Below are 22,561 nucleotides of genomic sequence, written 5' to 3' on the forward strand. Positions count from 1 at the left end.
GCGGTTGATGCGGGGTCACGCCTTGAAGACGCGGGTGTCCTTGGCGGCCCAGCCGATGCTGAGCGTGCTGCCCTCGGACAGGGGTGTGTCGTCGACATCCTGCGCGGTCAGGCGCACCAGGATGGGCTGGGCAGCCAGGTCGGTCTTCAGGTGCAATTGCAGGTCCAGCCCCTGGTAGGCGGTGGCGACGACGGTGCCGGTGACGGTGTTGTCAAAGCCTTCCGCCCCGATCTTCAGCCGTTCGGGCCGGATCGCGATGGACACGGGATCGCCGGCGGCGATGCCCTGCGGGCGCGGGGCGTGGATCGGCTGGCCACTGGCGGCGCGCAGCCCGTCGGCCTCGGCCACACCGTCGATGAAGTTCATCGTGCCGATGAAATCCGCGGCATAGCGGCTTTGGGGGTGTTCATAGATCTCGTGCGGGGTGCCGCATTGCAGCAGCGTCCCGTCCTTGAGGATCGCGACGCGGTCGGCCATCACCAGCGCCTCTTCCTGGTCGTGGGTCACGACGATGAAGGTGATACCGAATTCCGACTGGATGCGCTTCAGCTCAAGCTGCATTTCGCCGCGCAGCTTCTTGTCCAGCGCGCCAAGCGGTTCGTCCAGCAACAGAAGGCGCGGGCGTTTCACCAGCGCGCGGCCCAGGGCGACCCTCTGGCGCTGGCCGCCCGACAGCTGGTCGGGCTTGCGGCGGGCCAGGTGCGACATCTGGATGATCTCCAGCATCTCGTCCACGCGGGTCTTGATCTCGGCCTTGGGAAGGCGGTCCATTTCCAGCCCGTAGGCGATGTTCTGGGCGATCGTCATATGCGGGAACAGCGCATAGGACTGGAACATCAGGTTGATCGGGCGTCGGTTCGGCGGCAGGCGGGAAATGTCTTCGCCGCCCAGCAGGATCTGCCCCGAGCTGGGGGTCTCGAACCCGGCCAGCATGCGCAGCAGGGTGGTCTTGCCGCTGCCCGATGCACCGAGCAGGGCGAAGAATTCGTTTTCCTGGATATCGAGGTCCAGATGCGCCACGGCCCGTGCGGATCCGTAGTATTTCTGGATATCCTTGAGAGACAACAGGGCTTGGGTCATTGGCCGGGCAGACCTCCGCGGTTCAGGCGTTGCGACAGGGCAAGGGCGATGACCGAGACGGCCATGACGATGGTTGCCAGCGCATTGATTTCAGGGGTGACGCCGAAACGGATCATGGCGAAGATCTGCATCGGCAGGGTGATCGAGGCGCGACCGGCACCTGCGGTGAAGAAGGCGATGATGAATTCATCGACCGACAGGGTGAAGGCCAGCAGCGCCCCGGCGATGATCGCCGGCATCATCACCGGGATGACGATGCGGATCATCGTGATCGGGGTCGAGGCCCCGAGGTCGGCCGAGGCCTCGACGATGGACCAGTCGAAAGTCTTGAGCCGGGCACGCACCACCGAACAGACGAAGGCCAGGTTGAAGACCACGTGGCTGAGGATCACGGTGTGCAGCCCCATGGTCACGTTCAGCATCGAGAAGAACGACAGCAGGGCGATGGCCAGCACGATGTCGGGGATGATCATCGGGGCAAAGATGATGGTTTCCAGGAACCGGCCCTTGCGGCGGCGGATTTCGACCCCGATGGCCAGCAGCGTGCCGAACAGCGTGGCGAAGATCGTCGAGACGACGGCGACCACCAGCGTGTTGAAGGCGGCTGACATGACGTCGGCATTGCGGAACAGCTCTCCGTACCATTTGACGGAAAATCCGGTCCAGGCGGTCGGTAGCCCGCCGTCATTGAACGACAGCGCCACAAGGACCGAGATCGGCACGTAAAGAAAGGCGAAGACCGCGGCGAGGATCACAAGCATCAGGCGGGAATTGGCGGTGCGGGCCATCTCAGCTGTCCTCTCTTTTCGCGCCCGAGGCGCGTTCGCTGGCAAAGGTCTGCAGGGTCAGAAGCCCCATCATGATGGCGATCAGGATCATCGACAGCGCGGCACCGAAGGGCCAGTCGTTGGCGGTCAGGAACTGCGCGTAGACAAGGTTGCCGATCATCTGGAACTGGCCGCCGCCCAGAAGCGCGGGGGTCACGAAGTTGCCGATGGACAGCACGAAGACAAAGACGAAACCGGTGGCGATGCCGGGGAAGGTCAGCGGCACGGTCACCCGCCGGAAGGTCGTCCAGGCCGAGGCCCCCAGGTCCTGAGACGCCTCGGCGATCTCGGGGTTCAGCCGCGACAGGGGGGCGTAGCAGGCCAGGATGACGAAGGGCAGGTAGTTGTAGACCAGGCCCACGACCACGGCGCTTTCGGTATAAAGCAACTTCGGCAATTCGCCGTCGAACCCCAGCCACTGGGCTAGGCCCGTGATCAGCCCTTCGCGGTTCAGCAACACGATCCAGGCATAGGTCCGCACCAGGTAGTTCGACCAGAAGGGCAGGACGGCGAAGAACAGCAGGATCGGCTGGCGGCGCGCCGGGGCGGCCGCGATGGCAAAGGCCGCGGCATAGCCGACGATCACGGCGATCAGCGCCGACAGCCCCGCGATGGCGGCGGATTTCAGGAAGATCCCGGCGTAAAGCGGGTCGAAGACCAGCGCCAGGTTTTCCAGCGTGAAGGTATATTCGATGCCGCCGTACAGCCCGCGCCGGAAGAAGGCGAGCGCAAGGATCAGCAGGCAGGGGATGACCATGAAGGCGGTCAGCCATGCCAGGGCCGGGGCCATCAGGTAAAGCGGTCTGCGGTCTTTCATGGGTATAGCGTTCCATGCACAGGCCAGGCGCGACCTGCGGTGCGGTGGTGGGGTCCGGCGGCGGGCGTCGCCCTGGCCGGATCCCCGGTTCTCTGCTCGATTGTCCGTCCGGGTCCGGGGTCACGATCCACGCCGAGGCGACAGCGCCCGTGCAGGGAGGAGGCGATCGTGACCCCGCCCGGGCCGGCCCTTACTGGGCCGCCTTGATTTCGGACACGGTGCGGGCGTAAAGGCGCTGGCCCTCGCCCACGTCGCGCAGCTGCTCATAGCTCAGCAGTTGCTCGGCCCCGATGGCCATGTTGGGGAAGCTTTCCAGGAATTCGGCCGAAAGGCTTTCCATCGCGGGCTTGTTCGGCACCTTGTAAAGGATGTTCTCGGCCGCCCAGCCGTGGTTCTTCGCATCAAGGATGAAGTCCACGAAGGCATAGGCCGCGTCTTTGTTTTCGGAATTCTTCAGGATCACCATCGTGTCCACCCAAAGGTCCGAGCCCTCTTCGGGGATGACATATTTGATGTCGGTGTTCTCGGCGATGCCGTAGTTGCACCAGCCGTCCCAGGCGTGCACCAGCTCGGCCTCGCCGGACACCAATTTGGCGTAGAAGGTGGTGTCGTCATAGGCCAGCAGGGTCTTCTTGGCGTCGATCAGCAGATCGCGCACTTCGCCGACTTTCTCGGGGTCGGTTTCGTTGACCGAATAGCCCTTGGCCAGGAAGCCCGCGCCCAGAAGCCAGCGGTCGGTTGCCAGCATGGTGGTCTTGCCCGACACATCGGCGGCGGGCACCAGCAGGTCATTCCAGCTGTCCGGTGCTTCGGCCAGCAGGTCCGAGCGATAGCACAGGCCGGTCGTGCCCCAGGCATAGGGGATCGAGAAGGTGTTGCCCGGATCATGCGCCAGTTCCATCGCCTCGGGGTAGAGGTTCGCGATGTTGGACAGCTTGGAATGATCCAGCGTCTCGGCCAGGCCCAGGTTGTGCAGCACCTCGGCGAAGGGCGAAGAGACGAAGACCACGTCATACCCCTTGCCCTTGGAGGCGATCAGCTTGCCCATGATTTCTTCGTTGGTGCCGTGCAGCACCAGTTCAGCCGCGTTGCCGGTGGCGGCGGTATAGCTGTCGATCGCATCTGCGGCCATGTAGCCGTCCCAGTTCGAAACGACGAGGCCCTCGGCCTGAACAGCGCCGAGCGTGGCCATCAAGGCAAGCGCGGACAGGCCGGCGGTCGTGAAAGGTTTCGTACCCATCAAAGTACTCCCTGTTTGGTTGTCACCCCGGCTTCGTGGCCGAGAAATTGTCGTGGCGGCTATTGCTTGCCGCCTGCCTAAACTGTATTTTTGTGATCAAAAGAACGTCAATTTGTATTTGCTGTTCTTTTCAAATTGCCCGCGGCATCCGTGGGGAAATGCATTGATTGGAGAAAAAATTGGCGGGAACCCGGCGCGCCTCTCATCAAAGCCACCTGGAGCTGGCCAAGCAGATCATCGGCGTCGCCTTTGAAAAGGGGCTGCGGGCGGGCGATCATTTGCCTGAACAGGTCTTTTCCGACGCCTGCGCCGTGTCGCGAACGCCCATTCGATCCGCTTTCAAGCTGCTGGAATCAAGTCAAATTCTGGAATGGAAGCAGGAGAGGGGGTATTTCCTGGCGCTGGACGCGCCCGACGCCATCACCGCCGCCCTGTCCGACCTGGAAGGAGAGGAGGCATCGCTGGCAGACCGCATCCTGGCTGACCGCGCCAACCGCCGCCTGTCGGAAATCCAGTCGGTCAGCGCGCTTGCCCGCAGATACAGCGCTTCTCGAAGTGCTGTACTATTTGCGCTAAAAGTACTGGCTCGCGAGGGGATCGTCACCCAATTGCCGGGACGCGCCTGGGCGTTTCAGCCCATGATCGACTCGCCCCGCGCCCTCAGCGAGAGCTTCGAGATGCGCCTTTCGATGGAGCCTCTGGCCCTTACATCGCCCGGTTTTGCCCTCGACGGGAAGAAAGCAGGCATCCTGCGCGCCCAGATGGAGGACTTTCTGCTGCTTGATGAGGCAGCGGCGACCTCGGCCCGGTTCCGGCGGGCGGACAACGACTTTCACATGTTGCTGGCCGAAAGCTCGGCCAACCGGTTCCTGCGCGCGACCCTGATGGCGCATCACCGGCTGCGCATGGCGTCGAAGACCGGCGGCTCCATCCCCGCCTTCCGCATGCGCAAGGCGATGGAAGAACACCTTGAGATCCTCGACAGCCTGGATCGAAAGCAGAATGACCTTGCCGCGGATCAGATGATTGTCCATCTGCGCAGGTCCAATATCCGCCGCCCGGAAGCGGCCAATCGCGGCATTTCCCCGCTTCTGAGAGGTTAGCCCCCGTGAACGCAACACCGACCATCGCCCTGTTCCCCGAGGCCAGCTTTGGCGCGGCCCTGAACTGTGTGGGCATCGCGCAGGAATTGCGCAAGCGTGGCGCGCGGCCCGTGTTCATCTGTCACCCGGGCTTTGTCGGGGTCTTCGCGGAATACGGGTTCATGGAATACCATCTGACCCCGAAGCCCGTGCCCGGCGGCCAGACCAACGAAGCCCGCTGGACGGATTTCGTGAACACCCATCTGCCGCATTTCAACCTTTCCGCCGCTGACCAGCTGACCACCTACGTGGGGCCGACCTGGGATGCCATCGTCGACACCGCGATCGAGGTCGAGGACAGTCTGCGCGCGGTTCTGGCCCAGATTCGGCCCGATGCGATCCTGCTGGACAACGTCATCATGTTTCCCGCCGTGGCCGAAGCCGGCTGCCCCTGGGTGCGTGTCGTGTCCTGCGCCGAAACCGAGATCCCCGATCCCGCGGTGCCGCCCTATCTGTCCGGGTTAGATCCGCAGGACGATGCGGCCTGCGATGCCTTCCGCGCAGGCTATGCCAGGGCGACGGCGGCGGCGCACAAACGCTATAACGACTTCCGCCGGAAATGCGGCCTGGGCCCCCTGCCCGAGGCGATCTTTCTTGAGAACTCGGAGGATCTGAACCTGCTGCTGGCCCCTTCGGTGGTGCGTTATGACCGGGAAACCCCCCTGTCCGAGGATCGGTTCACCTATCTCGAGGGCTGTGTGCGCAGCGAAAGCCCCTATGAGCTGCCCTATTTCCCCGATGGTGCTGGGCCGCTGGTCTATACCAGTTTCGGATCGCTTGGCGCGCTGGACACGGCCCTGATCCAGCGGCTGCTGGACGCCTTCGCCACCTATCCCGCCCGCTTCCTGGTCAACGTAGGCGGCTTCCTGGAAACCTATGACCAGGTGCCGGACAATGTGCATCTGGGCGACTGGTTCCCGCAGCCCTCGGTCGTGGCGCAAAGCGATCTGTTTATCCATCACGGCGGCAACAACAGTTTCTGCGAGGCGCTGTTTCATGGCGTGCCTTCGCTGGTGATGCCCTATTGCTGGGACGGCCACGACAACGCGCAGCGCACCGATCACGCGGGCCTTGGCCTTTGGATGGATCGCAGCGACTGGACACCCGAGGAACTGCACCGCGCGCTGGACCAACTGTTGGGGGATGCTGCGCTGAAGGACCGGCTTTCGGGTATTTCCACCGAGATGAAGAAACACCCAGGCAACGAGGTCGCCGCTGACGCCGTCATGGCGATGCTGCACCGGTCCCGTGTCGCCCAACCGGCAGGAGCGCTGAATGACCCCCACTGAGAACCCTTTCGATCCCGCCGATCCCCTGCGCCACCACCTGTGGGAGCGTCACATCCGCGCCGACATCGACGCCTTCATCGCGGGGGACTGGGATGAGGTCGCGGATGATTTCGACGAAGCGGCATTTCAGGCGATCGACGCGGCGTTTTCCCCGGATCCCGCCGATTGGACCATCGGTTTTCCGACCCTTGCCGCCTATCGCGACCGCTGGCTGGAGATGTCGGCCCAAACCCGCGCCACCGCCGATCCCGACCGTCTGCGCGATGCGATGTTCGCCGGGGTGCGGCTTGCCCGGATCGACGTCTACGACGGCGACATGGCCATCCTGCACAAGGTCTTTGACGGGGTGACGCCCCTGAAGGACGGGCAGGAAGACCCCTATGCCTGGCAATCCGTCTTCACCCTGCGGCTGCGCGAGGGCGCGTGGAAGATCACGTCCTTCGTCGGCTACATGGCATAGGTTCGCGGCTAAGGGCAGGGTCAGAAGGTCGGCGGCGTACAGGCGCTGACGACCTCGCATATGGCGGGGCCGGGGTTGCGGAACCGGTGCGGCGTGGCGCTGCTGAAGTAATAGGCATCGCCCTTGGTCAGCACATGGGTTTCGTCGCCCACGGTCAGTTCCAGCACGCCCGCCACCACGATCCCGCATTCCTCGCCCTCATGGCTTAGGGCGCGGCGGCCGGAATCCCGTCCGGGCTGGTAAAATTCGTGCAGCATCTGCAGCTTGCGATCGGGGCGCGCGGCGGCAACCAGCAGGTATTTCAGCCCCGGCGCGCCGATGTCCACCAGGTCGCCGCTGCGGATCACCGGCGTGTCGACGGATGCCAGTTCAAAACTGAAGAAGGTCGCCAGGTCCATGGGGATGCCGTCCAGGATCTTCTTCAACACCGAGACCGAGGGCTGGGTCGCCATGGATTCGATCTGGCTGATGGTGCCGCTGCCAACGCCGGTGCGACGGGCCAGTTCGCGCTGCGACAACCCCTTGGATTGGCGCACGACCCGCAGCCGCCGGGCCACCATCGCGTCATGTGGTTGGGTCTCTGCCATCTGCTTTCCCGCTTCCGATGCGAAGCACCTTATCCATTTTTCACCTGTTTTCAATGCAGTGGTGCGGGCCTGAAAATCAGGATTGATCGGAAGGGGAAGCAAGCGGCAGTGTCGTCCAAACCCTATCGGACAGGATCCCGCCATGACCCATTCGCCCAGCCCGAACGATTTCTCGCGTTTCTGGATGCCCTTTTCGGCCAACCGGGATTTCGCCCGCGACCCCCGCCTGATCACGGCGGCGGACGGCATGTATTACACCAGCAGCGACGGCCGGCAAATCCTGGATGCAACGGCGGGCCTGTGGTGCGTGAACGCAGGCCACGGCGATCCGATCATCAAAGAGGCGCTGAAACGGCAGATCGACACGCTCGACTATGCGCCGCATTTCAACTTTGGCACCCCCGCCGCGTTCGAGCTGGCCGGCCAGGTCGCCGCGCTTTTCCCCGCGGGGTTGGAGCATGTGTTCTTCACCGGCTCGGGGTCGGAATCCGTGGATACCGCGCTGAAGATCGCGCTGCACTACCACCGGGCGCGGGGCGATGGCGCGCGGACCCGGCTGATCGGGCGGGAGCGCGGCTATCATGGGGTCGGCTTCGGCGGCATTTCGGTCGGGGGGATCGTCAACAACCGCAAGCATTTTGGCACGCTGCTGACCGGCACCGACCACATGCGCCACACCCATGATCCTGCGCGCAACGCCTTTTCACGCGGCTGCCCCGACCATGGGGCCGAGCTGGCCGACGACCTGATCCGGATCGCGGAACTGCACGATCCCTCGACCATTGCCGCGGTTATCGTCGAGCCGATGGCGGGATCGACCGGCGTTCTTCTGCCCCCCAAGGGCTACCTGCAGCGCCTGCGCGAGATCTGCGACCGGAACGGCATCCTGCTGATCTTTGATGAGGTCATCACCGCCTATGGTCGTCTGGGCAAGGCCAGCGCCGCCGAGGTCTTTGGCGTGACGCCCGACATCATCACCACCGCAAAGGGGCTGACCAACGGCGTGATCCCCATGGGGGCGGTGATCGTGGACGAAAAGATCTATGCCTCGGCCATGGAGCACAGCGAAACCCCGATCGAGCTGTTCCACGGCTATACCTATTCGGCGCATCCCATGGCCGTTGCCGCCGCCAAGGCGACGCTGGAAACCTACCGCCGGAACGACATGTTCGCCCGGGTCGAGGCGCTGGCCCCCCTGTGGGAGGACGCGGTGCACAACCTGCGCGACGTGCCGAACGTTGTGGACCTGCGCAACATGGGTCTGGTCGCGGGGATCGAGCTGTCGCCGCGTCCCGGCGCGCCCGGGGCCCGTGGGGCAGAGGTGATGAAGATGGCCTGGGCCGAAGGGCTGATGATCCGGGTGACCGGCGACATCATCGCCCTGTCCCCGCCTTTCATCATCACCGAGGACGAGATCCAGATGCTGTTCGAAAAGCTGGCCGGGATCCTGCGCCGGATCGACTGATTGCCAGGCGGGCGGGGCCCTGTGGGCCCGCCGCCGTCAGGCCGAACCGCCGGCAGACCGCAGGAAATGCTGCGCGTAGATGTCCAGCGCGCTGCCGTTGCGATCCAGCTTGGCCCGCAGCACCGCGCCTTCCCAACCGATCCAGAAGGCGCGGGCCAGCTGATCGCAATCGGTGTCGGACGGCAGATCCCCGCTGTCGACGGCGGCCCGGAAACAGGCGGCGGTGCGGGTTTCCCAATCCCGCAGGGCATCGATCAGGCGGGCGCGGAAGGGGGCGGGCAGGGCCGCGACCTCTTGCCCGAGGTTCCCGACAAGGCAGCCGCGGGCGAAATCGTATTTCTCCATCCCCGCGCGGGCGTCACCGATGAACCCGCGCAGCCGGTCCAGCGGCGGCAGAGCGTCGTCCAGGAACCAGCGGTCCAGCTTGGCGGCGAAATAGGCGGCATAGCTGTCGATCAGCGCCAGCCCGAACTCGGCCTTGGACCCGAAATAGTGATAGAAGGAGCCCTTGGGCACGCCGACGCGGGTCAGGATTTCCTCGATCCCGACGGGGGTAAAGCCGCGTTCGGTCAGCATGGCGACCCCGGCCCGCAACAGCGCCTGCCGCGCCTGGTCCAGCCGGGCGGCATCGCGGGGCGGACGGCCCCGCCGGCGCGGTTGCGGGGCGGGTGCCTGCATCAGATGTCGCGCGCCATGTTGAAGAACTCCGCGTTCGGCCGCATCGAGGTGACATTGGCCATGCGGTTCGACAGGCCGAAGAAGGCGGCGATCCCGGCGATGTCCCAGGCGTCCTCCAGGTCGAACCCATGCTCGGCCAGCAGCGCGAAATCCGCATCCCCGACCTCTTGCGCGGATTGCGACACCTTCATCGCGAAATCCAGCATGGCCTTCTGGCGCGGGGTGATGTCGGCCTTGCGATAGTTGATCGCCACCTGGTCTGCGATCAACGCATCCTTGGCCCGGATCCGCAGGATCGCCCCATGGGCCACGACGCAATACTGGCACTGGTTCACGTTTGAGGTCGCCACGACGATCATCTCACGTTCGGCCTTTGTCAGGTTGCCGGGCTTGTCCATCAGCGCGTCATGATAGGCAAAGAAGGCGCGGAATTCCTCGGGACGGTGCGCCAGCACAAGAAAGACATTGGGGATGAAGCCGGACTTTTCCTGCACCGCTTCGATACGGGTGCGAATGTCTTCGGGCATCTCGGACAGCTCTGGCACGGGGAAACGGCTGATAGGGTGATCCTGGGTGCTCATGATGATGTCCTTTGCCTGTTGCCAGTGGAAATGGCCGGAGGATATCTCCGGCGAATAATTAATAGACCGATTGTCTGTAAAATTCATGCAAGGCGCGGCGGTGCTTGTCAATCGCCGGTCCCGGGCGGTCCTGGGCGATCCTGGGCACGGTCATTGGCGAATATGTTGGACTTCTCGAGCCCCCTGAAATAAGTCATTGCACTAATTAGACTCGGCCGGGGAGGGTCGGGGGAGGATCGAGATGACGGAGCAGACGACCGCCACCCGTGGCGCGCGTTTCGGGGATGCAGCCCTGCGGGAACGCCTGCGCATCCGGATGCGGGTGCCGGTATTTGCCGCGCCCATGTTCCTGGTCACGGGACCTGCCTTGGTCACGGCGGCCTGCCGGGCGGGGATTGTCGGGGCCTTCCCGACGCTGAATGCCCGCACCCCCGATGAACTGGACCTTTGGCTGGCGCAGTTGAACCGCGACACCGAAGGTGCGGCCCCCTATGCGGCGAACCTGATTCTTGATCGGCGCAACCCCCGACGTGATAGCGATCTGGCGGCGATCCTGCGTCACCAGCCGCCGATGGTGATCGCGTCCGTCGGGGCACCGGATCCGGTCATCGCGCCGATTCACGCCTATGGCGGGCTGGTGTTTTCCGATGTCGCCACCCTGCGCCACGCGCGCAAGGCGGCAGAGGCCGGGGTGGACGGGCTGGTCCTGCTGACCGCCGGGGCAGGGGGCAATACCGGCGCCCTGAACCCCTTTGCCTTCGTCGCCGCCGTGCGACAGTTCTGGGACGGGCCGCTGGCCCTGGCCGGGGGGCTGACCGGCGGGCATGAGCTGCGGGCGATCCAGGCGCTGGATGTGGATTTTGCCTATATGGGCACGCCCTTCCTGGCTGCGCGCGAAAGCCTTGCCCCCGAGGCGCACAAGCAGGCTGTTGTGCAGGGCACCATCGATGACATCGTCCTCAGCGACCGGATTTCGGGGATGAACGCCAACCTGCTGCGTCCGCGTCTGATCGAGGCCGGGGTGATCGCTCCCGACGGCACCGTCCGGGACCTGCGCGGCGACACGCTGGTGTCGTGGAAGAACGTCTGGAGCGCGGGCCACGGTGTCGGCGCGATCACCAAAGAACAACCGGTTGTCCAGATCGTGGCGGACCTGATCCGCGCCTATGAGGGAGGAAACTGACATGACCCAGCCGGATAGTCTGCACGGCGGACCCACGGATGCCACGCTGGCCCTGCGGGCGCTGGCTCGTTTTCCCGACCGCACTGCCTTTGCCTGGGACGACGGAGAGATGAGCTATGACGAAGCTGCGCAGCTGATCGGCGGCATGCAGGCGGTGCTTTTGCGGGCGGGCCTGGTTTCGGGGGACTGCGTGGCGCTGCTGTCGGCGAACCGGGCCGAATGCTGGTGCGCGACGATCGCGGTTCAGGCCCTGGGCTGCGCGGTCAGCAACCTGCACCCCATGGGGCCGCGCGGCGATCACGCGGCGCAGATCGACGAACTGGTGCCTGCCGTGGTGATCGTGGATGGTCAGGATCATGCCGTGCGTGCGGCGGACCTGGCCGGGGATTGTCCGGCACCGCAGCACATGACCCTGGGGGGTGGCGGGCCGCTGGATCTGGTGGCGCAGGCCCGCGTTCTGGCCCGAACTTCCGACTGCCCGCCACAGGACCGGTCCCGGCCCGAGCTTGCCGCGACGGCGAATTTCACCGGCGGCACCACGGGGCGGCCCAAGTCGGTACTGCGCAGTGCCGGGGCGCTGGCGCAGATCAGCCTGACCATCCTGGCCGATTTCGGTCTGCCCGCCTGTCCCCGGTATCTGGCGGTGGCTCCGATCAGCCATGTGGGCGGCACCAAGATCGTGCCGGTCCTGATGCGCGGCGGGACCGTGCATCTGATGCGGGGCTTCGATCCGGTGAAGGTTCTGCAGGTGATCGCGCGCGACGGCATCAACATGACACTGATGGTGCCGACGATGATCTACGCGCTGCTGGATCATCCGGATATCGAGGCGGCGGATCTGTCCTCGCTTGAACTTCTTCTTTATGGCGCGGCCCCCATGGCCCCGGCCCGGCTGGCTCAGGGGATCGAACGGATCGGCCCGGTCTTTGCCCAGCTTTATGGTCAGACCGAATGCTATCCAATCGCGGTTCTGTCGCGCGGCGATCATGACCCGGCGCGGCCTGACATCCTGGCGGCCTGTGGGCATCCGGTGTCCACGGCCAGCGTGCGTCTGATCGCCTCGGACGGAACCGATGCGCCGACCGGGACCCTGGGTGAAATCTGCGTTCGTGCGCCCATGGTCATGTCCGGCTATCGGGACCGGCCCGAGGAAACCGCCAAGGCGCTGGACGGCGGATGGCTACATACCGGCGATATCGCGGTGGCGGATGAAACCGGGCGGCTGACCATCGTCGACCGCATCAAGGACATGATCGTGACCGGGGGCTTCAACGTCTACCCGAAAGAGATCGAGGACGTGCTGACCGAAGATCCCGCCGTCGCCATGGCCGCCGTTATCGGCGTGCCCGACGACAAATGGGGCGAGGCGGTCGTGGCCTATATCGTGGCCGGCACCGGGCAGACCCCCGACAAGATCCCTGACAAGACCCCAGACACCGAGGCGCTGCGCGCCCGCGTCCGGGAAGCCAAGGGGGCCGTGCATGTCCCCAAGGCATTCTATGTCGTGGATGCGCTGCCGCTGACGGGTCTGGGCAAGGTCGACAAAGTCGCCCTTCGGGCCCCGCATTGGGAAGGGCAGACGCGGCAGGTATGAGGGGCGGGATCCATCGGTACCTAGGGCGAGTCGCCCGGACCGAGCGGGGCAGCGCCTGCCGCGTTAGTGCCGCAGCGCAGCGGCGGGCAAAAATTTTCAAGAATTGACCTAAAATTCCAAATGAGTAGGCAACTATATGATTGAAAAAGAAAAATAGTGCCTGAATATTTTTAGTACAACGCACTAGAAATGTTGAAACGGTGGAACCTTTTTGCTACGAATTTGAAGGAGGCCGGTGCCATCCCCCACAGGGGCAGCGCCGGAAAAGGGAGAAGACCGGACCCGTCCGGCCAGGATTGCACCTGCAATCGGGCGACGCGGGACCGCAGATCGACGGCTGATTGACGGGGGGCGAATACGGCCCGGCAGCCGTCATCGCAGGAGGGGACAATATGCCAGCCATGACGCACCAGCGGCACCGGAGCGCGGCATGAATGCCGTGAAATCGCTTGCCGAGAAATTCCTCGTGGCGCTTGGCGGGTCGGCGCTGCTGGTCATGATGCTGCACATCACCGCCGAGGTGATCCTGCGGTCCGCCTTCAACGTCACCATCCCCGGCACGCTGGAACTTGTGACCTTCTACTACATGACCTTTGCGGTCTTTGCGGGGCTCGCCCTTGTGGCGCTGTTGAACGAACAGGTCATCGTCGAGATCTTCACCGGCTGGATGTCCCGCCGGACCCTGCTGGTGATCGACGGGCTGGCGGCGCTTCTGGGCGCAGGCTACGCCGGGCTTCTGGTCTACGGCGGCTGGCTCGAAGCGAAGTCGGCGATGAAATTCAACGAAATGGTGGCCGTGCGCGGGTTCGACGTGCCGATCTGGCCCAGCAGATGGGTGGCGGTCATCGGCCTTGGGCTGATCGCGCTGGCCTCTGTCGCCCATGCGATCGCGCTTCTGCGCGGCACGAAAGGCCCCCGGACATGAGCAGTCTTGAAATCGGTTTTGCCGCCATGGGTGTGCTGCTGGTGCTTCTGGCGCTGCGCGTGCCAATCGGCGTGGTGCTGGGCCTGGTGTCCCTGGGCGGGATCTACGCCATCATGGGCGAACGGGCGACGATCGGGGTCACCCGGTCGATGGTCTTCGAATTCGTCGCCAAATGGGAACTCTCGGCGATCCCGATGTTCCTGCTGATGGGGGCGGTGGCCTTTCACAGCGGGCTGACGCGGGGGCTGTTCGATTGCGCCCGCCTGTGGCTGTCGCGGCTTCCCGGCGGGCTGGCCGTGGCGACGAACTATGCCTCTGCGGGGTTCGCGGCGGCCTCGGGCTCCAGCCTGGCGACGGCGGCGGCCATGGCGCGGCTCGCCGTGCCCGAGATGCTGCGCTACAACTACGCGCCCTCGCTGGCGACGGCGGTGGTGGCGGCCTCGGGGACCATCGGCACGATGATCCCGCCCAGCATCCTGTTCGTGCTCTATGGCATGTTCACCGGTCAGTCGATCGGTATGCTTCTGCTGGCGGGCGTCCTGCCCGGCCTTCTGACCGCGGTGATCTACGGCGTGATGATCATCATCCGCTGCAAGATGAACCCCGACCTGGCCCCGCCGATCGCGGAAGAGGTCACCTGGTCCGACCGGTTTCATGCCCTGCGGGACATCGCGCCGCTGCCGATCCTGATCCTGGCGGTCATCGGGTCGATGTATTCGGGCTGGGCCACCGCGACCGAGGCCGCGGGCTTTGGCGCCTTCGCCGCGATCATCATCGCCACGGTGCGCGGTTCGATGTCCCGGTCGGTGCTGTTCGACAGCATCCTGGACACCCTGCGGTCGACCGGCACGATCTTTTACATCGCGATTGGTGCGATCCTGTTTTCCCGCTTCCTGACCTTTGCTGGCGTACCCCAATTCATGAGCGAAATGGCAGACCAATTCGCCTACAACCCGCTGCTTCTGCTGGCAGTGATTGGTGGCATCTACCTGGTGCTGGGTATGTTCCTGGACCCCATGGGGCTGCTCTTGCTGACGATTCCGATCTTCCTGCCCTTCTTTGAGGCGGCCGAGATGAACCTGATCTGGATCGGCGTACTGGTGGTGAAGTTCATCGAGATCAGCCTGATCACCCCGCCCGTCGGCCTGAACGCCTTTGTCGTGCGCGGCGTGATCGGCGATGCAGTGCCCCTGGGGCAGATCTTCAAAGGGCTGATCTGGTTTCTGGGCGCAGAGGTGCTGATCGTCGGCCTTCTGGTCGCCTTCCCCGAAATCAGCCTGGCGATCCCGATGTCCATGCAGAACTGATTTTGCCATCCCCGCAGAGGAGAGCGGAGAGGGCCAAGATACTGAAAACCAAAATATCCTATGGGAGGATGACATGAAGACAGCGTTCAAAATGACCCTTGGGGCCGCGGCCCTGGCCCTGGCCCCGCAGATCGCCATGGCTGAAACCGAGGTGACCTATTCCAGCTGGTTCCCCGGCTCCAGCACCCTGCACACCAAGGTGCTGACCCCCTTCTTCGACCGCGTGACCGAAGCCACCGGAGGAGAGGTGACCTTCAAGGTCTTTACCGACGGCACCGTGGCCGGTGGCCGCAACACGCTGCAGGCCATCCGCGACGGCGTGGCCGACATGGGCCTGCTGGCGACTTCTTACCACCCGGGCGAGCTGTCGACGGCGGCCTGGCTGTCCGAGGGCTCGATCCTGGTGCGCGATGCGCTGGTCGGTGCCGGTGCGTATAACGAAATGATCTTCAAGCATTGCCCGCAGTGTCTGGACGAGATGGAGGCGCAGGGCATCGTGCCGATCGCCTATCACGCGACGCCCCCCTACAAGACCATGTGCAACAAGCCGGTCGAAACCGCCGAGGACATGAAGGGCCTGCGCGTCCGGACCTTCGGCAGCTGGGCCTCTTGGGTGAATGCGGCAGGGGGCAACGCGGTGACCATGACCGTGCCCGAGGCCTATGAGGGGCTGGAGCGCGGCCAGCTGGATTGTGTCGCCGGTAGTGCCGCCTGGCTGATCCAGTTTTCCCTGTTTGACGTGGTCAAGGATGTCAGCAACCTGCCGATCGGCACCTTCGCCGGTGGTATCCCGCTGAACATGAACGCCGACACCTGGGGCGATCTAAGCGCTGAACAGCAGACGCTGTTCTACAAGGAAGGCATCGCCGCCGCCGTTGATGTGGCCGTGGAATTCGACGCAGAGGACAATCAGGCCCTGGCCGAAGCCGGAGGCCACAATGTCAACGTCATCGAGCCCGCCGAGGATCTGAAAGCCGCCTTTGCCGCCTTTGCCGAAACCGAGGTCGACCGCATGAAGGCCCTGGCCGAACAGCGCGAGATCGCCAATGCAGACGCCCTGCTAGAGACCTATCTGGGCCTGCTGAAGAAGTGGGAAGGCATCGTGGACGAACTGGACGGCGACCGCGACGCCATTGCGGCGCGCATCTATCAAGAAGCCATGCCCGTCGGTCAGTAAGGCCCGCGTCGATCTGAAGGCAAGGCCGGCCAGGGCATCCCCTGGCCGGCCTTTTTCGTTCTTGCGAAGGGCGCAGGTCAGGTCGTCTGCGTGACCTTCTTCAGAAGATTGGGGCTGTCGGGATCGACCCCAAGATCCAGCGCTGCGGCCAGGATCTGAGGATAAAGCGCGATCAGCATGTCGGCGGCCAGCACGGCCCCGCAGGGGCGGGCGCTGCGCATGGCCAGGCCGGTGCGCAGCCGGATCACCTGGGCCCCGGCGCGGGCGAACCGGTCCTGTGCGGTGTCCAGACCGTCCTGAAGGCGCGGGTCGCCATCGTCCAGGATCAGCGTCAGCAGCCGGGGGCTGGACAGCTGAAGGGGACCATGCAGCACCTCCGATGCGGAATAGGCCTCGGCGTGAATGGCGCAGCACTCCTTGATCTTCAGCGCGATTTCCTGCGCCGCGCCCAGCATCTGCTGGCGCCCGATGACATAGATATGCCGCGCTCCGGTGATCGCCTGATCCAGCCCCGGCGCATCCAGCTGGCCCAGGTCGGCGGCCTTGGTGTCGGCGAGAAAGGCGGATTGCGCGGCGGCAAAGGCGGGCGACAGCGATGACATCAGCGCCAGCCCCCCGGCGATCGATCCGACGACCGACTTGGTGGCGGGCACGGCGCGTTCCGGCCCGGCCAGGATCGGAATGCGGTGATGCGCCTGCGCCTCGATCTCCGAGCCGTCGACATTGGTGATCGCCACCACCCGCGCGCCCCCCGAGACCGCCCCCCGGGCCGAGGCGACAAGATCCGCGCTGGCCCCCGATTGCGACAGGGCGACGACCAGCGCGCCCTCAAGTTCAACCCCGCCGCCAAGCGAGAAGACCGAAGGCGGCAGCGTCGTGGCGGGCAGGCCAAGCTGGGCCATGGCTTCGTAGTTGAAGACGGTGCAGGCCGCGTCCGAAGATCCCCGCGCAATGGTATAGATCGCGCGCGGCGCGCCAAAGCTGCCCAGAAGCGCATCGCGCGCGGGCACCTGGGCCATGCGGCGCAGCAGCACCCCGGCGGCTTCGCCGGCCTCGCGGCGCATCAGCGCGCCGGGTGCGTCCGTGGTTCTGTCGTCGTCGATCACCATGTCACCTGCCATCCTTGAACGTCCCTGTGGCTATGCTGAGGCAGCCGGCAATCGCCGCCTGATCCGAGGTCACCAGATGCACCGGAAACGTCTTCATCACCGGGGCCATGCGGCCCTTGTCGGTGAAGGCGCGCTGGAACGGGCCGTCGGGGTCGGCCAGCAATGGGCGCAGCGCCCGGGTCGGCCCGCCAGACAGCCAGATGCCCCCGCCCGCCTGGAACAGCAGCGCCAGATCGCCGGCCACCTGGCCCAGCATCCGGGCGAAGGCCTCGGCGCTGGTGCGGGCCTGGGCATCCTGCCCCGAAAGCGCCGCGGCGATCAGCGCCTTGCCGTCGATGGCACCGACGGGCGTGCCAGAAACCATCGCGTGGATTTCCCGCAGGCCGGACCCCGAAAGCAGACGTTCGGTTGAACACCGGGTGTATTTCGCGCTCAACTCTGCCTGAAGGCGGCGGTCCAGGTCGGTGACCGGGGCGAAGGTCGTATGCCCGGCTTCGCAGACGACGACGCTGCCATTGGACAGCCGCGCCGAACAATTGAACCCTGTGCCCGCGCCCAGGATGATCCGCGTGCCATCCGTCGCTGCGCCCGGTTTCACGACGACGGATTCCAGCGCCTCGGGCCGGGCAAGCGCATGACCAAGGGCTTCGAAATCATTGGCGATCTCAAGCCCCGCGAGGCCGAAGGCCGCCGTGATCTCGTCCCGGTCGATCACCCAGTCGCGGTTGGTCAGCTGGATCCGCGCGCCGTCCGCCGGGGCGGCGATGGCCACGACCATGCGGTCGATCCGCCGCCCGTCCAGATAGGACGCCACAAGCGGAACGAAACCGCTGGCCGTGTCATTGGCGATGGATCGGACGTCGTCGATCCGGTCCGTTCCCGGGGCGACCAGGCCAAGGCGGCAGTTGGTCCCCCCAAGATCCGCGACCAGCAGGGCGGCGGACATGTCAGGCCCCGCGCGCAACCAGCGGCACGTAGTCTTCCAGCTCGGGGCAGGGGAAGGTCACGGTCGCCTGTTTCTCGGCCGAAAGGTACAGCGCCATCATCATTTCGACCACGGCCAGGCCGTCGTGGAAATTCTCGTCCGGCAGCTCTCCCTTGCGGAAGCGTTCGACCATGTGGCGGTTTTCGTCGGTGTAGCCATAGACCCCGGCCTCGTCTTCCAGCACCGGCATCAGACCCTGTTCCGAGTTCTGCTTTTCCACCAGGTCCTCGCCCTCGGCCCCGGACACGCGCCGCGACATGAAGACCTTGAGGCCCGACGACAGGCTGTCGAATTCCATCGAATATTCCGGGCCCAGCATTTCCAGCTTGATGCGCAGACCGGCGCCGACGTAGGCCCAGGAGGTCGTCGCCTCGATCACCATTTCAGTGCCGTCCTCGTCTTCCAGCACCAGCTGGCCATAGGCGAAATCCTCGGTCGGGCGATTGCGGAAATCGACCTCGGCCCCGTATTTCTCGGCCAGTTCATCGGCGTAGGTCGGGCGCGACCACTTCAGGGTGGACACCTTGCCGACGGCGGATTTGACCTTCAGGCTTTCGCGCGGCTTTTCCGGGTCGGTCAGCAGGTGGCGGGCCACCTCGACCGAATGGCACATCATGTCCGACAGGGCACCGCCGCCCTGCTTGTCACCCTGCCAGAACCAGGCGGCATGGGGGCCGCTGTGTTCTTCGGCGGCGCGGGCCAGATAGGGGCGGCCGGTGGTGCGGGCGGCGCGGCGCCAGATGATTTCCTTGCCGCGGATCACGGGCGTGCAGAAGACCTGGTTTTCCAGGTAGCCGTGTAGCAGGCCGGCATCCTCGACCAGCTCGACCATGCGGCGGGCTTCGCGCAGGGTCCGGGCCAGGGGTTTTTCGCAGGCCACCGCCCGGATCGAGGACCGCCCGGCCTTCACCTCGTCATAGATCGTTTCCATCACCGCCAGGCGGGTGTGGTTTGGCGACAGGATCCAGATCGCGTCGATTTCACCGCTTTGAACCAGCGCCTCGAGGCTGTCGAAGCCGGGGCAGGGGCCCAGATCAAGGCTTTGGCTGAGCGCGGTGATGCGGTCGCGGTTGTCCTTGTTGCGGGAATAGACCCCGTGGACCGTGACATTGCGCACGCCGATCAGAGAGCGCAGGTGGAATTCGGCAATGAAGCCGGTGCCGACGATGCCGATCCTCAGCGCGTCCTTGGGTTCGAAGGTCATGGTCTACTCCCGTTCGTCTTTTGGGCGCGCCACTGTGGCGCGCTCGATCAATGTTGTTGGAAAGATCTTCTCTTGCGGCTCGTCCACGCCGCCAAGCTGGGCCAGCAGCATCTCCATCGCGGTGCGGCCGATGTCCTGGCGCGGCTGGCTGATCGTGGTCAGCGGCGGAAAGACCGCGCGGCTGAGATAGATGTCGTCCATCCCGATCACCGACAGGTCGGCGGGGATCGACAGCCCCTGCTGCTGCGCCTCGCTCAGCACTCCGGCGGCCATTTCGTCGTTGGCGGCAAAGATCGCGGTCGGCGGTTCGGGCAGGGCCAGAAGCGCGCGGGTCGCGTCGCGCCCGGTGTCGAAACGGAAGTCGCCGGGCTGCACATAGGCGGGCGGCAGGTCCAGCCCGTGATCGGCCAGCGCCGCGACGAAGCCGGCCTTGCGCCGTTCGCTCATGCCTTCGCCTGCGGGGCCGGTGATATGGGCGATGCGGCGGTGACCCATGGCGACCAGGTGATCGACGGCCTTGCGCGCGGCGGCGGCGTTGTCGATCAGCACCCGGCTAAGCCCGGCATCGTCGATCATCTCAAGCGCGACGACCAGCGCCTTGTTGGGGCCGGTCCAGCCGTCGGGCATGCTGCCGGTCATCAGGATCATGCCGTCGGCATTGCCGTCGCGCAGCATCTCGAAATACTCGGCCTCGCGCGCAGGGTTGTTTTCGGTATTGCCCATCAGGACGGTGTACTTGCCCGCATGTGCGACGGCCTCTGCCCCCTTGAAGACCTCAAGGTAGAAGGGGTTCGAGATGTCGCGCACCGCCACGATGATCGACATGGACTTCTGCGTCCGCAGCGACCGGGCCTGCACGTTCGGGCGATAGTTCATCTCGGCCGCCTTGGCCTGCACGATCGAGCGCGTCGGCTCGGCCACGCGGGCGGGGGTCGAGATCGCCCGGCTGACCGTTGCCGTCGACAGGCCGAGCGCCTCGGCGATATCCTTGATCCTGACGTTCCTGGCCATCACACACGCATCCCGCTGCTACGCCCGTAAAACAGAAGCAGGACGATCAACGCGCTGCCGAAAATGATCTGCCGGCCCGATTCCTCGATGCTGAGCGTTGTCAGCAGGCCCTGCAGCACCACCAGAAGAAGCGCCCCGATCATCGTGCCGGTATAACCACCGCGCCCGCCGGACAGGGGCGTGCCGCCCAGGACAACCGCGATGATCGACGACAGCATGTACTGCCCGCCGACATTGGCAAAGGAGGAACCGGAATAGCCCAGGATGCACAGCCCCGCGATGGCGGAAAAGACGCCCGACAACACGTAAAGCATGGTGCGGGTCAGCCGCGTCGGCACCCCGGCCAGCCGTGCCGCCGGTTCATTGGCCCCGATGGCAAAGATGCGCTGGCCAAAGACGGTACGCCCCAGAAGCCCGGCCATGGCCAGCCCGATCAGCGCCCACAGCCACAGGATGCCCGGTAGGCCCAGCCACTGCGGTTGCGACACGAAATCCGACAGCATCGGCGCCGCGCGCCCCGAAGGGATGCCGTTGCGGGCCACGACCAGAAGGCCCTGCAACACGCCCAGCATGCCAAGCGTCATGACCAGGGGCGGAATGCGCAGCAAAGTGACACCAAGTCCGTTCAGAAGCCCGAAGATCGCGCCGACGGCCACGCAGGCCAGGATCGCGGGCAGCAGCCCGGCATCCAGACCGTTCATCACGTTGCCCGCTACCAGCGCCGACAGCGAAATCACCCCGCCGACGGACAGGTCGATGCCTTCGCGCCCGCCCAGGATCACCAGGTTCTGCCCGGCGGCGACGATGCCCAGAAGCGCCGCGACGATGGACAGCCGCAGGATCTGCTCGGGCGAGGCGAAGCCAGGCGACACCAGCTCTCCTGCGATCATCAGCGCGACGACCAGGCCGCCGGCGATCAGGATGGGTCTGAAGGTCGCCATGCTCATGCCCGTGCCTTTCCGCCAAAGAGGATGCCGACCATCAGCGCGGCCAGGACGGTCAGGCCCTGCACCAGGTTCTGCCATTCCGAGGGCGTGCCAAGGAAGAAGACCAGGCTGCCGACCAGCCCGATGACAAGCGATCCCAGCACCGACCCGAAAAGCGTCCCGACCCCGCCCGACAGGGCCGCCCCGCCCAGCACCGCGGCCGCCACGGAATTCAGCGTGATCAACCCGCCGACATTTGGATCGCCACTGGCCGTGTCGCCGGTGATGCAGAACCCCGCGAGCGCCGCGAAGATCCCGCAGGCCACGTAGCCGCGCACCCGGATCGACTGAACCGGAAGGCCCGTCTGATAGGCCGCCAGCTGATCGTCGCCCACGGTCAGCAGCCGCGGCACGAAGCGCGACCGCGACAGAAGCACGATCAGCACAAGAAGCCCGGCCAGAACGAAATAGGCAAAGGGGATGCCGGCGATCCGGCCTCCGAAGGTGCGCCAGAACAGCCGCGGCGCAGGCGTGCCCGCCACCGGCATGATCCACAGCGCCAGCCCCAGGAACAGCACCGAGGTGCCAAAGGTCGCCACGATCGCCTGCAGCCGCAGTACCACCACCAGGATGCCGTTCAGCAATCCGCAGCCCGCCCCGACCGCCAGCGCGATCGCCATGGCCGCGAAGATCCCCGCAGGTTCGCCGCCCAGAACCTGCATCATCGACACAAGCGTCACGTTCACCAGCCCCAGGATCGCCCCGACCGACAGGTCGATATCGGCGGCGAAGATCACGATTGTCTGTCCGACCGACAGGAACATCAGCGCCAGGTAGGTGCTGATCAGCCCCTTCAGCGCGTAGGGCGACAGGGAATTCGGTTCTGCCAGGCCATTCAGCGCGAACATGCAGATCAGGATGATCAGCACCGGCATGAAGGGCGGCATCTTGCGAAGGAGGCTTGGCAGGGTCAT

The 22,561-nt window shown here is 65.2% G+C and carries 22 protein-coding genes; 9 read left to right on the plus strand and 13 right to left on the minus strand.

Going from position 1 to position 22,561, the window contains the following annotated elements; genetic code table 11:
* Positions 1-15: 15 nt before the first annotated feature.
* The 4 genes from BMX99_RS16665 to BMX99_RS16680 all read right to left on the minus strand — a co-directional run bounded on the left by BMX99_RS16665 (position 16) and on the right by BMX99_RS16680 (position 3,964).
* Positions 16-1,080, minus strand: a complete 1,065-nt coding sequence (locus BMX99_RS16665; RefSeq protein ID WP_093454555.1) for an ABC transporter ATP-binding protein — start codon at positions 1,078-1,080, stop codon at positions 16-18.
* Positions 1,077-1,868 carry an ABC transporter permease gene (locus BMX99_RS16670; protein WP_093454558.1) on the minus strand — a complete coding sequence of 264 codons (792 nt, stop codon included), beginning with the start codon at positions 1,866-1,868 and terminating at the stop codon, positions 1,077-1,079. The genes BMX99_RS16665 and BMX99_RS16670 overlap by 4 nt, the downstream gene beginning before the upstream one ends.
* A gap of 1 nt (position 1,869) precedes the next feature.
* Positions 1,870-2,724 carry an ABC transporter permease gene (locus tag BMX99_RS16675; protein WP_212632901.1) on the minus strand — a complete coding sequence of 285 codons (855 nt, stop codon included), beginning with the start codon at positions 2,722-2,724 and terminating at the stop codon, positions 1,870-1,872.
* 190 nt (positions 2,725-2,914) lie between these two features.
* Positions 2,915-3,964 (minus strand): polyamine ABC transporter substrate-binding protein, encoded by a 1,050-nt coding sequence (locus BMX99_RS16680; protein ID WP_093454563.1) that lies wholly within the window; start codon positions 3,962-3,964, stop codon positions 2,915-2,917.
* Between the two features lie 179 nt (positions 3,965-4,143).
* On the opposite strand from BMX99_RS16680, the gene BMX99_RS16685 reads away from it, so the two are divergent.
* Genes BMX99_RS16685 through BMX99_RS16695 form a run of 3 tightly spaced genes read left to right on the plus strand, consistent with a single transcriptional unit; the run spans position 4,144 to position 6,855 of the window.
* The gene (locus BMX99_RS16685) at positions 4,144-5,067 is read left to right on the plus strand and encodes a GntR family transcriptional regulator (RefSeq protein ID WP_093454826.1); all 924 of its coding nucleotides are present in this window, start codon (positions 4,144-4,146) and stop codon (positions 5,065-5,067) included.
* A gap of 5 nt (positions 5,068-5,072) precedes the next feature.
* Positions 5,073-6,395, plus strand: coding sequence for a glycosyltransferase (locus tag BMX99_RS16690; RefSeq protein WP_093454566.1), 1,323 nt, complete (start codon positions 5,073-5,075; stop codon positions 6,393-6,395).
* Positions 6,382-6,855 (plus strand): hypothetical protein, encoded by a 474-nt coding sequence (locus BMX99_RS16695; RefSeq protein ID WP_093454569.1) that lies wholly within the window; start codon positions 6,382-6,384, stop codon positions 6,853-6,855. Before BMX99_RS16690 ends, BMX99_RS16695 begins: the two co-directional genes overlap by 14 nt.
* A 20-nt stretch (positions 6,856-6,875) precedes the next feature.
* On the opposite strand, the gene BMX99_RS16700 is transcribed toward BMX99_RS16695, so the two are convergent.
* Positions 6,876-7,442 (minus strand): cupin domain-containing protein, encoded by a 567-nt coding sequence (locus tag BMX99_RS16700; protein ID WP_212632900.1) that lies wholly within the window; start codon positions 7,440-7,442, stop codon positions 6,876-6,878.
* 142 nt (positions 7,443-7,584) lie between these two features.
* On the opposite strand from BMX99_RS16700, the gene BMX99_RS16705 reads away from it, so the two are divergent.
* Positions 7,585-8,907: an omega-aminotransferase AptA gene (locus tag BMX99_RS16705; RefSeq protein WP_093454575.1), complete on the plus strand. Its 1,323-nt coding sequence runs from the start codon at positions 7,585-7,587 to the stop codon at positions 8,905-8,907.
* Positions 8,908-8,943: 36 nt separating this feature from the next.
* On the opposite strand, the gene acuR is transcribed toward BMX99_RS16705, so the two are convergent.
* Positions 8,944-9,585 carry an acrylate utilization transcriptional regulator AcuR gene (acuR, locus tag BMX99_RS16710; protein ID WP_093454578.1) on the minus strand — a complete coding sequence of 214 codons (642 nt, stop codon included), beginning with the start codon at positions 9,583-9,585 and terminating at the stop codon, positions 8,944-8,946.
* Positions 9,585-10,166 (minus strand): peroxidase-related enzyme, encoded by a 582-nt coding sequence (locus tag BMX99_RS16715; protein WP_093454580.1) that lies wholly within the window; start codon positions 10,164-10,166, stop codon positions 9,585-9,587. Before BMX99_RS16715 ends, acuR begins: the two co-directional genes overlap by 1 nt.
* 241 nt (positions 10,167-10,407) lie before the next feature.
* Here BMX99_RS16715 and BMX99_RS16720 point away from each other — a divergent pair, with 241 nt between their 5' ends.
* The 5 genes from BMX99_RS16720 to BMX99_RS16740 all read left to right on the plus strand — a co-directional run bounded on the left by BMX99_RS16720 (position 10,408) and on the right by BMX99_RS16740 (position 16,352).
* Entirely contained in the window at positions 10,408-11,349 is a 942-nt protein-coding gene (locus BMX99_RS16720; RefSeq protein WP_212632899.1) for an NAD(P)H-dependent flavin oxidoreductase, read from the plus strand.
* A gap of 1 nt (position 11,350) precedes the next feature.
* A complete protein-coding gene (locus BMX99_RS16725; protein ID WP_093454582.1) occupies positions 11,351-12,943 on the plus strand; it encodes an AMP-binding protein in 1,593 nt (530 codons plus the stop codon).
* A 430-nt stretch (positions 12,944-13,373) separates the two neighbouring features.
* Positions 13,374-13,868, plus strand: a complete 495-nt coding sequence (locus tag BMX99_RS16730) for a TRAP transporter small permease (protein ID WP_093454585.1) — start codon at positions 13,374-13,376, stop codon at positions 13,866-13,868.
* Positions 13,865-15,175 (plus strand): TRAP transporter large permease, encoded by a 1,311-nt coding sequence (locus BMX99_RS16735; RefSeq protein WP_093454588.1) that lies wholly within the window; start codon positions 13,865-13,867, stop codon positions 15,173-15,175. The genes BMX99_RS16730 and BMX99_RS16735 overlap by 4 nt, the downstream gene beginning before the upstream one ends.
* Positions 15,176-15,248: 73 nt before the next feature.
* The gene (locus BMX99_RS16740) at positions 15,249-16,352 is read left to right on the plus strand and encodes a C4-dicarboxylate TRAP transporter substrate-binding protein (protein ID WP_093454591.1); all 1,104 of its coding nucleotides are present in this window, start codon (positions 15,249-15,251) and stop codon (positions 16,350-16,352) included.
* Between the two features lie 77 nt (positions 16,353-16,429).
* Here BMX99_RS16740 and BMX99_RS16745 read toward each other — a convergent pair whose 3' ends face one another.
* The 6 genes from BMX99_RS16745 to BMX99_RS16770 are packed head-to-tail and all read right to left on the minus strand — an operon-like array spanning position 16,430 to position 22,561.
* Entirely contained in the window at positions 16,430-17,473 is a 1,044-nt protein-coding gene (locus BMX99_RS16745; protein WP_093454594.1) for an SIS domain-containing protein, read from the minus strand.
* The gene (locus tag BMX99_RS16750; protein WP_093454597.1) at positions 17,463-18,407 is read right to left on the minus strand and encodes a glucokinase; all 945 of its coding nucleotides are present in this window, start codon (positions 18,405-18,407) and stop codon (positions 17,463-17,465) included. The genes BMX99_RS16745 and BMX99_RS16750 overlap by 11 nt, the downstream gene beginning before the upstream one ends.
* Before the next feature lies 1 nt (position 18,408).
* The gene (locus BMX99_RS16755) at positions 18,409-19,650 is read right to left on the minus strand and encodes a Gfo/Idh/MocA family protein (protein WP_093454600.1); all 1,242 of its coding nucleotides are present in this window, start codon (positions 19,648-19,650) and stop codon (positions 18,409-18,411) included.
* Positions 19,651-19,653: 3 nt separating this feature from the next.
* Positions 19,654-20,661 (minus strand): LacI family DNA-binding transcriptional regulator, encoded by a 1,008-nt coding sequence (locus BMX99_RS16760; RefSeq protein WP_093454603.1) that lies wholly within the window; start codon positions 20,659-20,661, stop codon positions 19,654-19,656.
* Positions 20,661-21,608 carry an ABC transporter permease gene (locus BMX99_RS16765; RefSeq protein ID WP_093454606.1) on the minus strand — a complete coding sequence of 316 codons (948 nt, stop codon included), beginning with the start codon at positions 21,606-21,608 and terminating at the stop codon, positions 20,661-20,663. Before BMX99_RS16765 ends, BMX99_RS16760 begins: the two co-directional genes overlap by 1 nt.
* On the minus strand, positions 21,605-22,561 hold the full coding sequence (locus BMX99_RS16770; protein WP_093454609.1) for an ABC transporter permease: 957 nt from the start codon (positions 22,559-22,561) through the stop codon (positions 21,605-21,607). Before BMX99_RS16770 ends, BMX99_RS16765 begins: the two co-directional genes overlap by 4 nt.

It is taken from the genome of Pseudooceanicola nitratireducens, from assembly GCF_900109195.1.
In the GTDB taxonomy this organism is placed as follows: domain Bacteria; phylum Pseudomonadota; class Alphaproteobacteria; order Rhodobacterales; family Rhodobacteraceae; genus Pseudooceanicola; species Pseudooceanicola nitratireducens.

Bases quoted from the DNA above. Each gene is read 5' to 3' on its own strand.
- BMX99_RS16770 (WP_093454609.1), bottom strand. From the start codon at position 22,561: ATGACCCTGCCAAGCCTCCTTCGCAAGATGCCGCCCTTCATGCCGGTG.
- BMX99_RS16745 (WP_093454594.1), bottom strand. From the start codon at position 17,473: ATGGCAGGTGACATGGTGATCGACGACGACAGAACCACGGACGCACCC.
- BMX99_RS16765 (WP_093454606.1), bottom strand. From the start codon at position 21,608: ATGAGCATGGCGACCTTCAGACCCATCCTGATCGCCGGCGGCCTGGTC.
- BMX99_RS16760 (WP_093454603.1), bottom strand. From the start codon at position 20,661: ATGGCCAGGAACGTCAGGATCAAGGATATCGCCGAGGCGCTCGGCCTG.
- BMX99_RS16735 (WP_093454588.1), top strand. From the start codon at position 13,865: ATGAGCAGTCTTGAAATCGGTTTTGCCGCCATGGGTGTGCTGCTGGTG.
- BMX99_RS16720 (WP_212632899.1), top strand. From the start codon at position 10,408: ATGACGGAGCAGACGACCGCCACCCGTGGCGCGCGTTTCGGGGATGCA.
- BMX99_RS16755 (WP_093454600.1), bottom strand. From the start codon at position 19,650: ATGACCTTCGAACCCAAGGACGCGCTGAGGATCGGCATCGTCGGCACC.
- BMX99_RS16695 (WP_093454569.1), top strand. From the start codon at position 6,382: ATGACCCCCACTGAGAACCCTTTCGATCCCGCCGATCCCCTGCGCCAC.
- BMX99_RS16730 (WP_093454585.1), top strand. From the start codon at position 13,374: ATGAATGCCGTGAAATCGCTTGCCGAGAAATTCCTCGTGGCGCTTGGC.
- BMX99_RS16680 (WP_093454563.1), bottom strand. From the start codon at position 3,964: ATGGGTACGAAACCTTTCACGACCGCCGGCCTGTCCGCGCTTGCCTTG.
- BMX99_RS16740 (WP_093454591.1), top strand. From the start codon at position 15,249: ATGAAGACAGCGTTCAAAATGACCCTTGGGGCCGCGGCCCTGGCCCTG.
- BMX99_RS16665 (WP_093454555.1), bottom strand. From the start codon at position 1,080: ATGACCCAAGCCCTGTTGTCTCTCAAGGATATCCAGAAATACTACGGA.
- acuR (WP_093454578.1), bottom strand. From the start codon at position 9,585: ATGCAGGCACCCGCCCCGCAACCGCGCCGGCGGGGCCGTCCGCCCCGC.
- BMX99_RS16715 (WP_093454580.1), bottom strand. From the start codon at position 10,166: ATGAGCACCCAGGATCACCCTATCAGCCGTTTCCCCGTGCCAGAGCTG.
- BMX99_RS16670 (WP_093454558.1), bottom strand. From the start codon at position 1,868: ATGGCCCGCACCGCCAATTCCCGCCTGATGCTTGTGATCCTCGCCGCG.
- BMX99_RS16675 (WP_212632901.1), bottom strand. From the start codon at position 2,724: ATGAAAGACCGCAGACCGCTTTACCTGATGGCCCCGGCCCTGGCATGG.
- BMX99_RS16750 (WP_093454597.1), bottom strand. From the start codon at position 18,407: ATGTCCGCCGCCCTGCTGGTCGCGGATCTTGGGGGGACCAACTGCCGC.
- BMX99_RS16700 (WP_212632900.1), bottom strand. From the start codon at position 7,442: ATGGCAGAGACCCAACCACATGACGCGATGGTGGCCCGGCGGCTGCGG.
- BMX99_RS16705 (WP_093454575.1), top strand. From the start codon at position 7,585: ATGACCCATTCGCCCAGCCCGAACGATTTCTCGCGTTTCTGGATGCCC.
- BMX99_RS16725 (WP_093454582.1), top strand. From the start codon at position 11,351: ATGACCCAGCCGGATAGTCTGCACGGCGGACCCACGGATGCCACGCTG.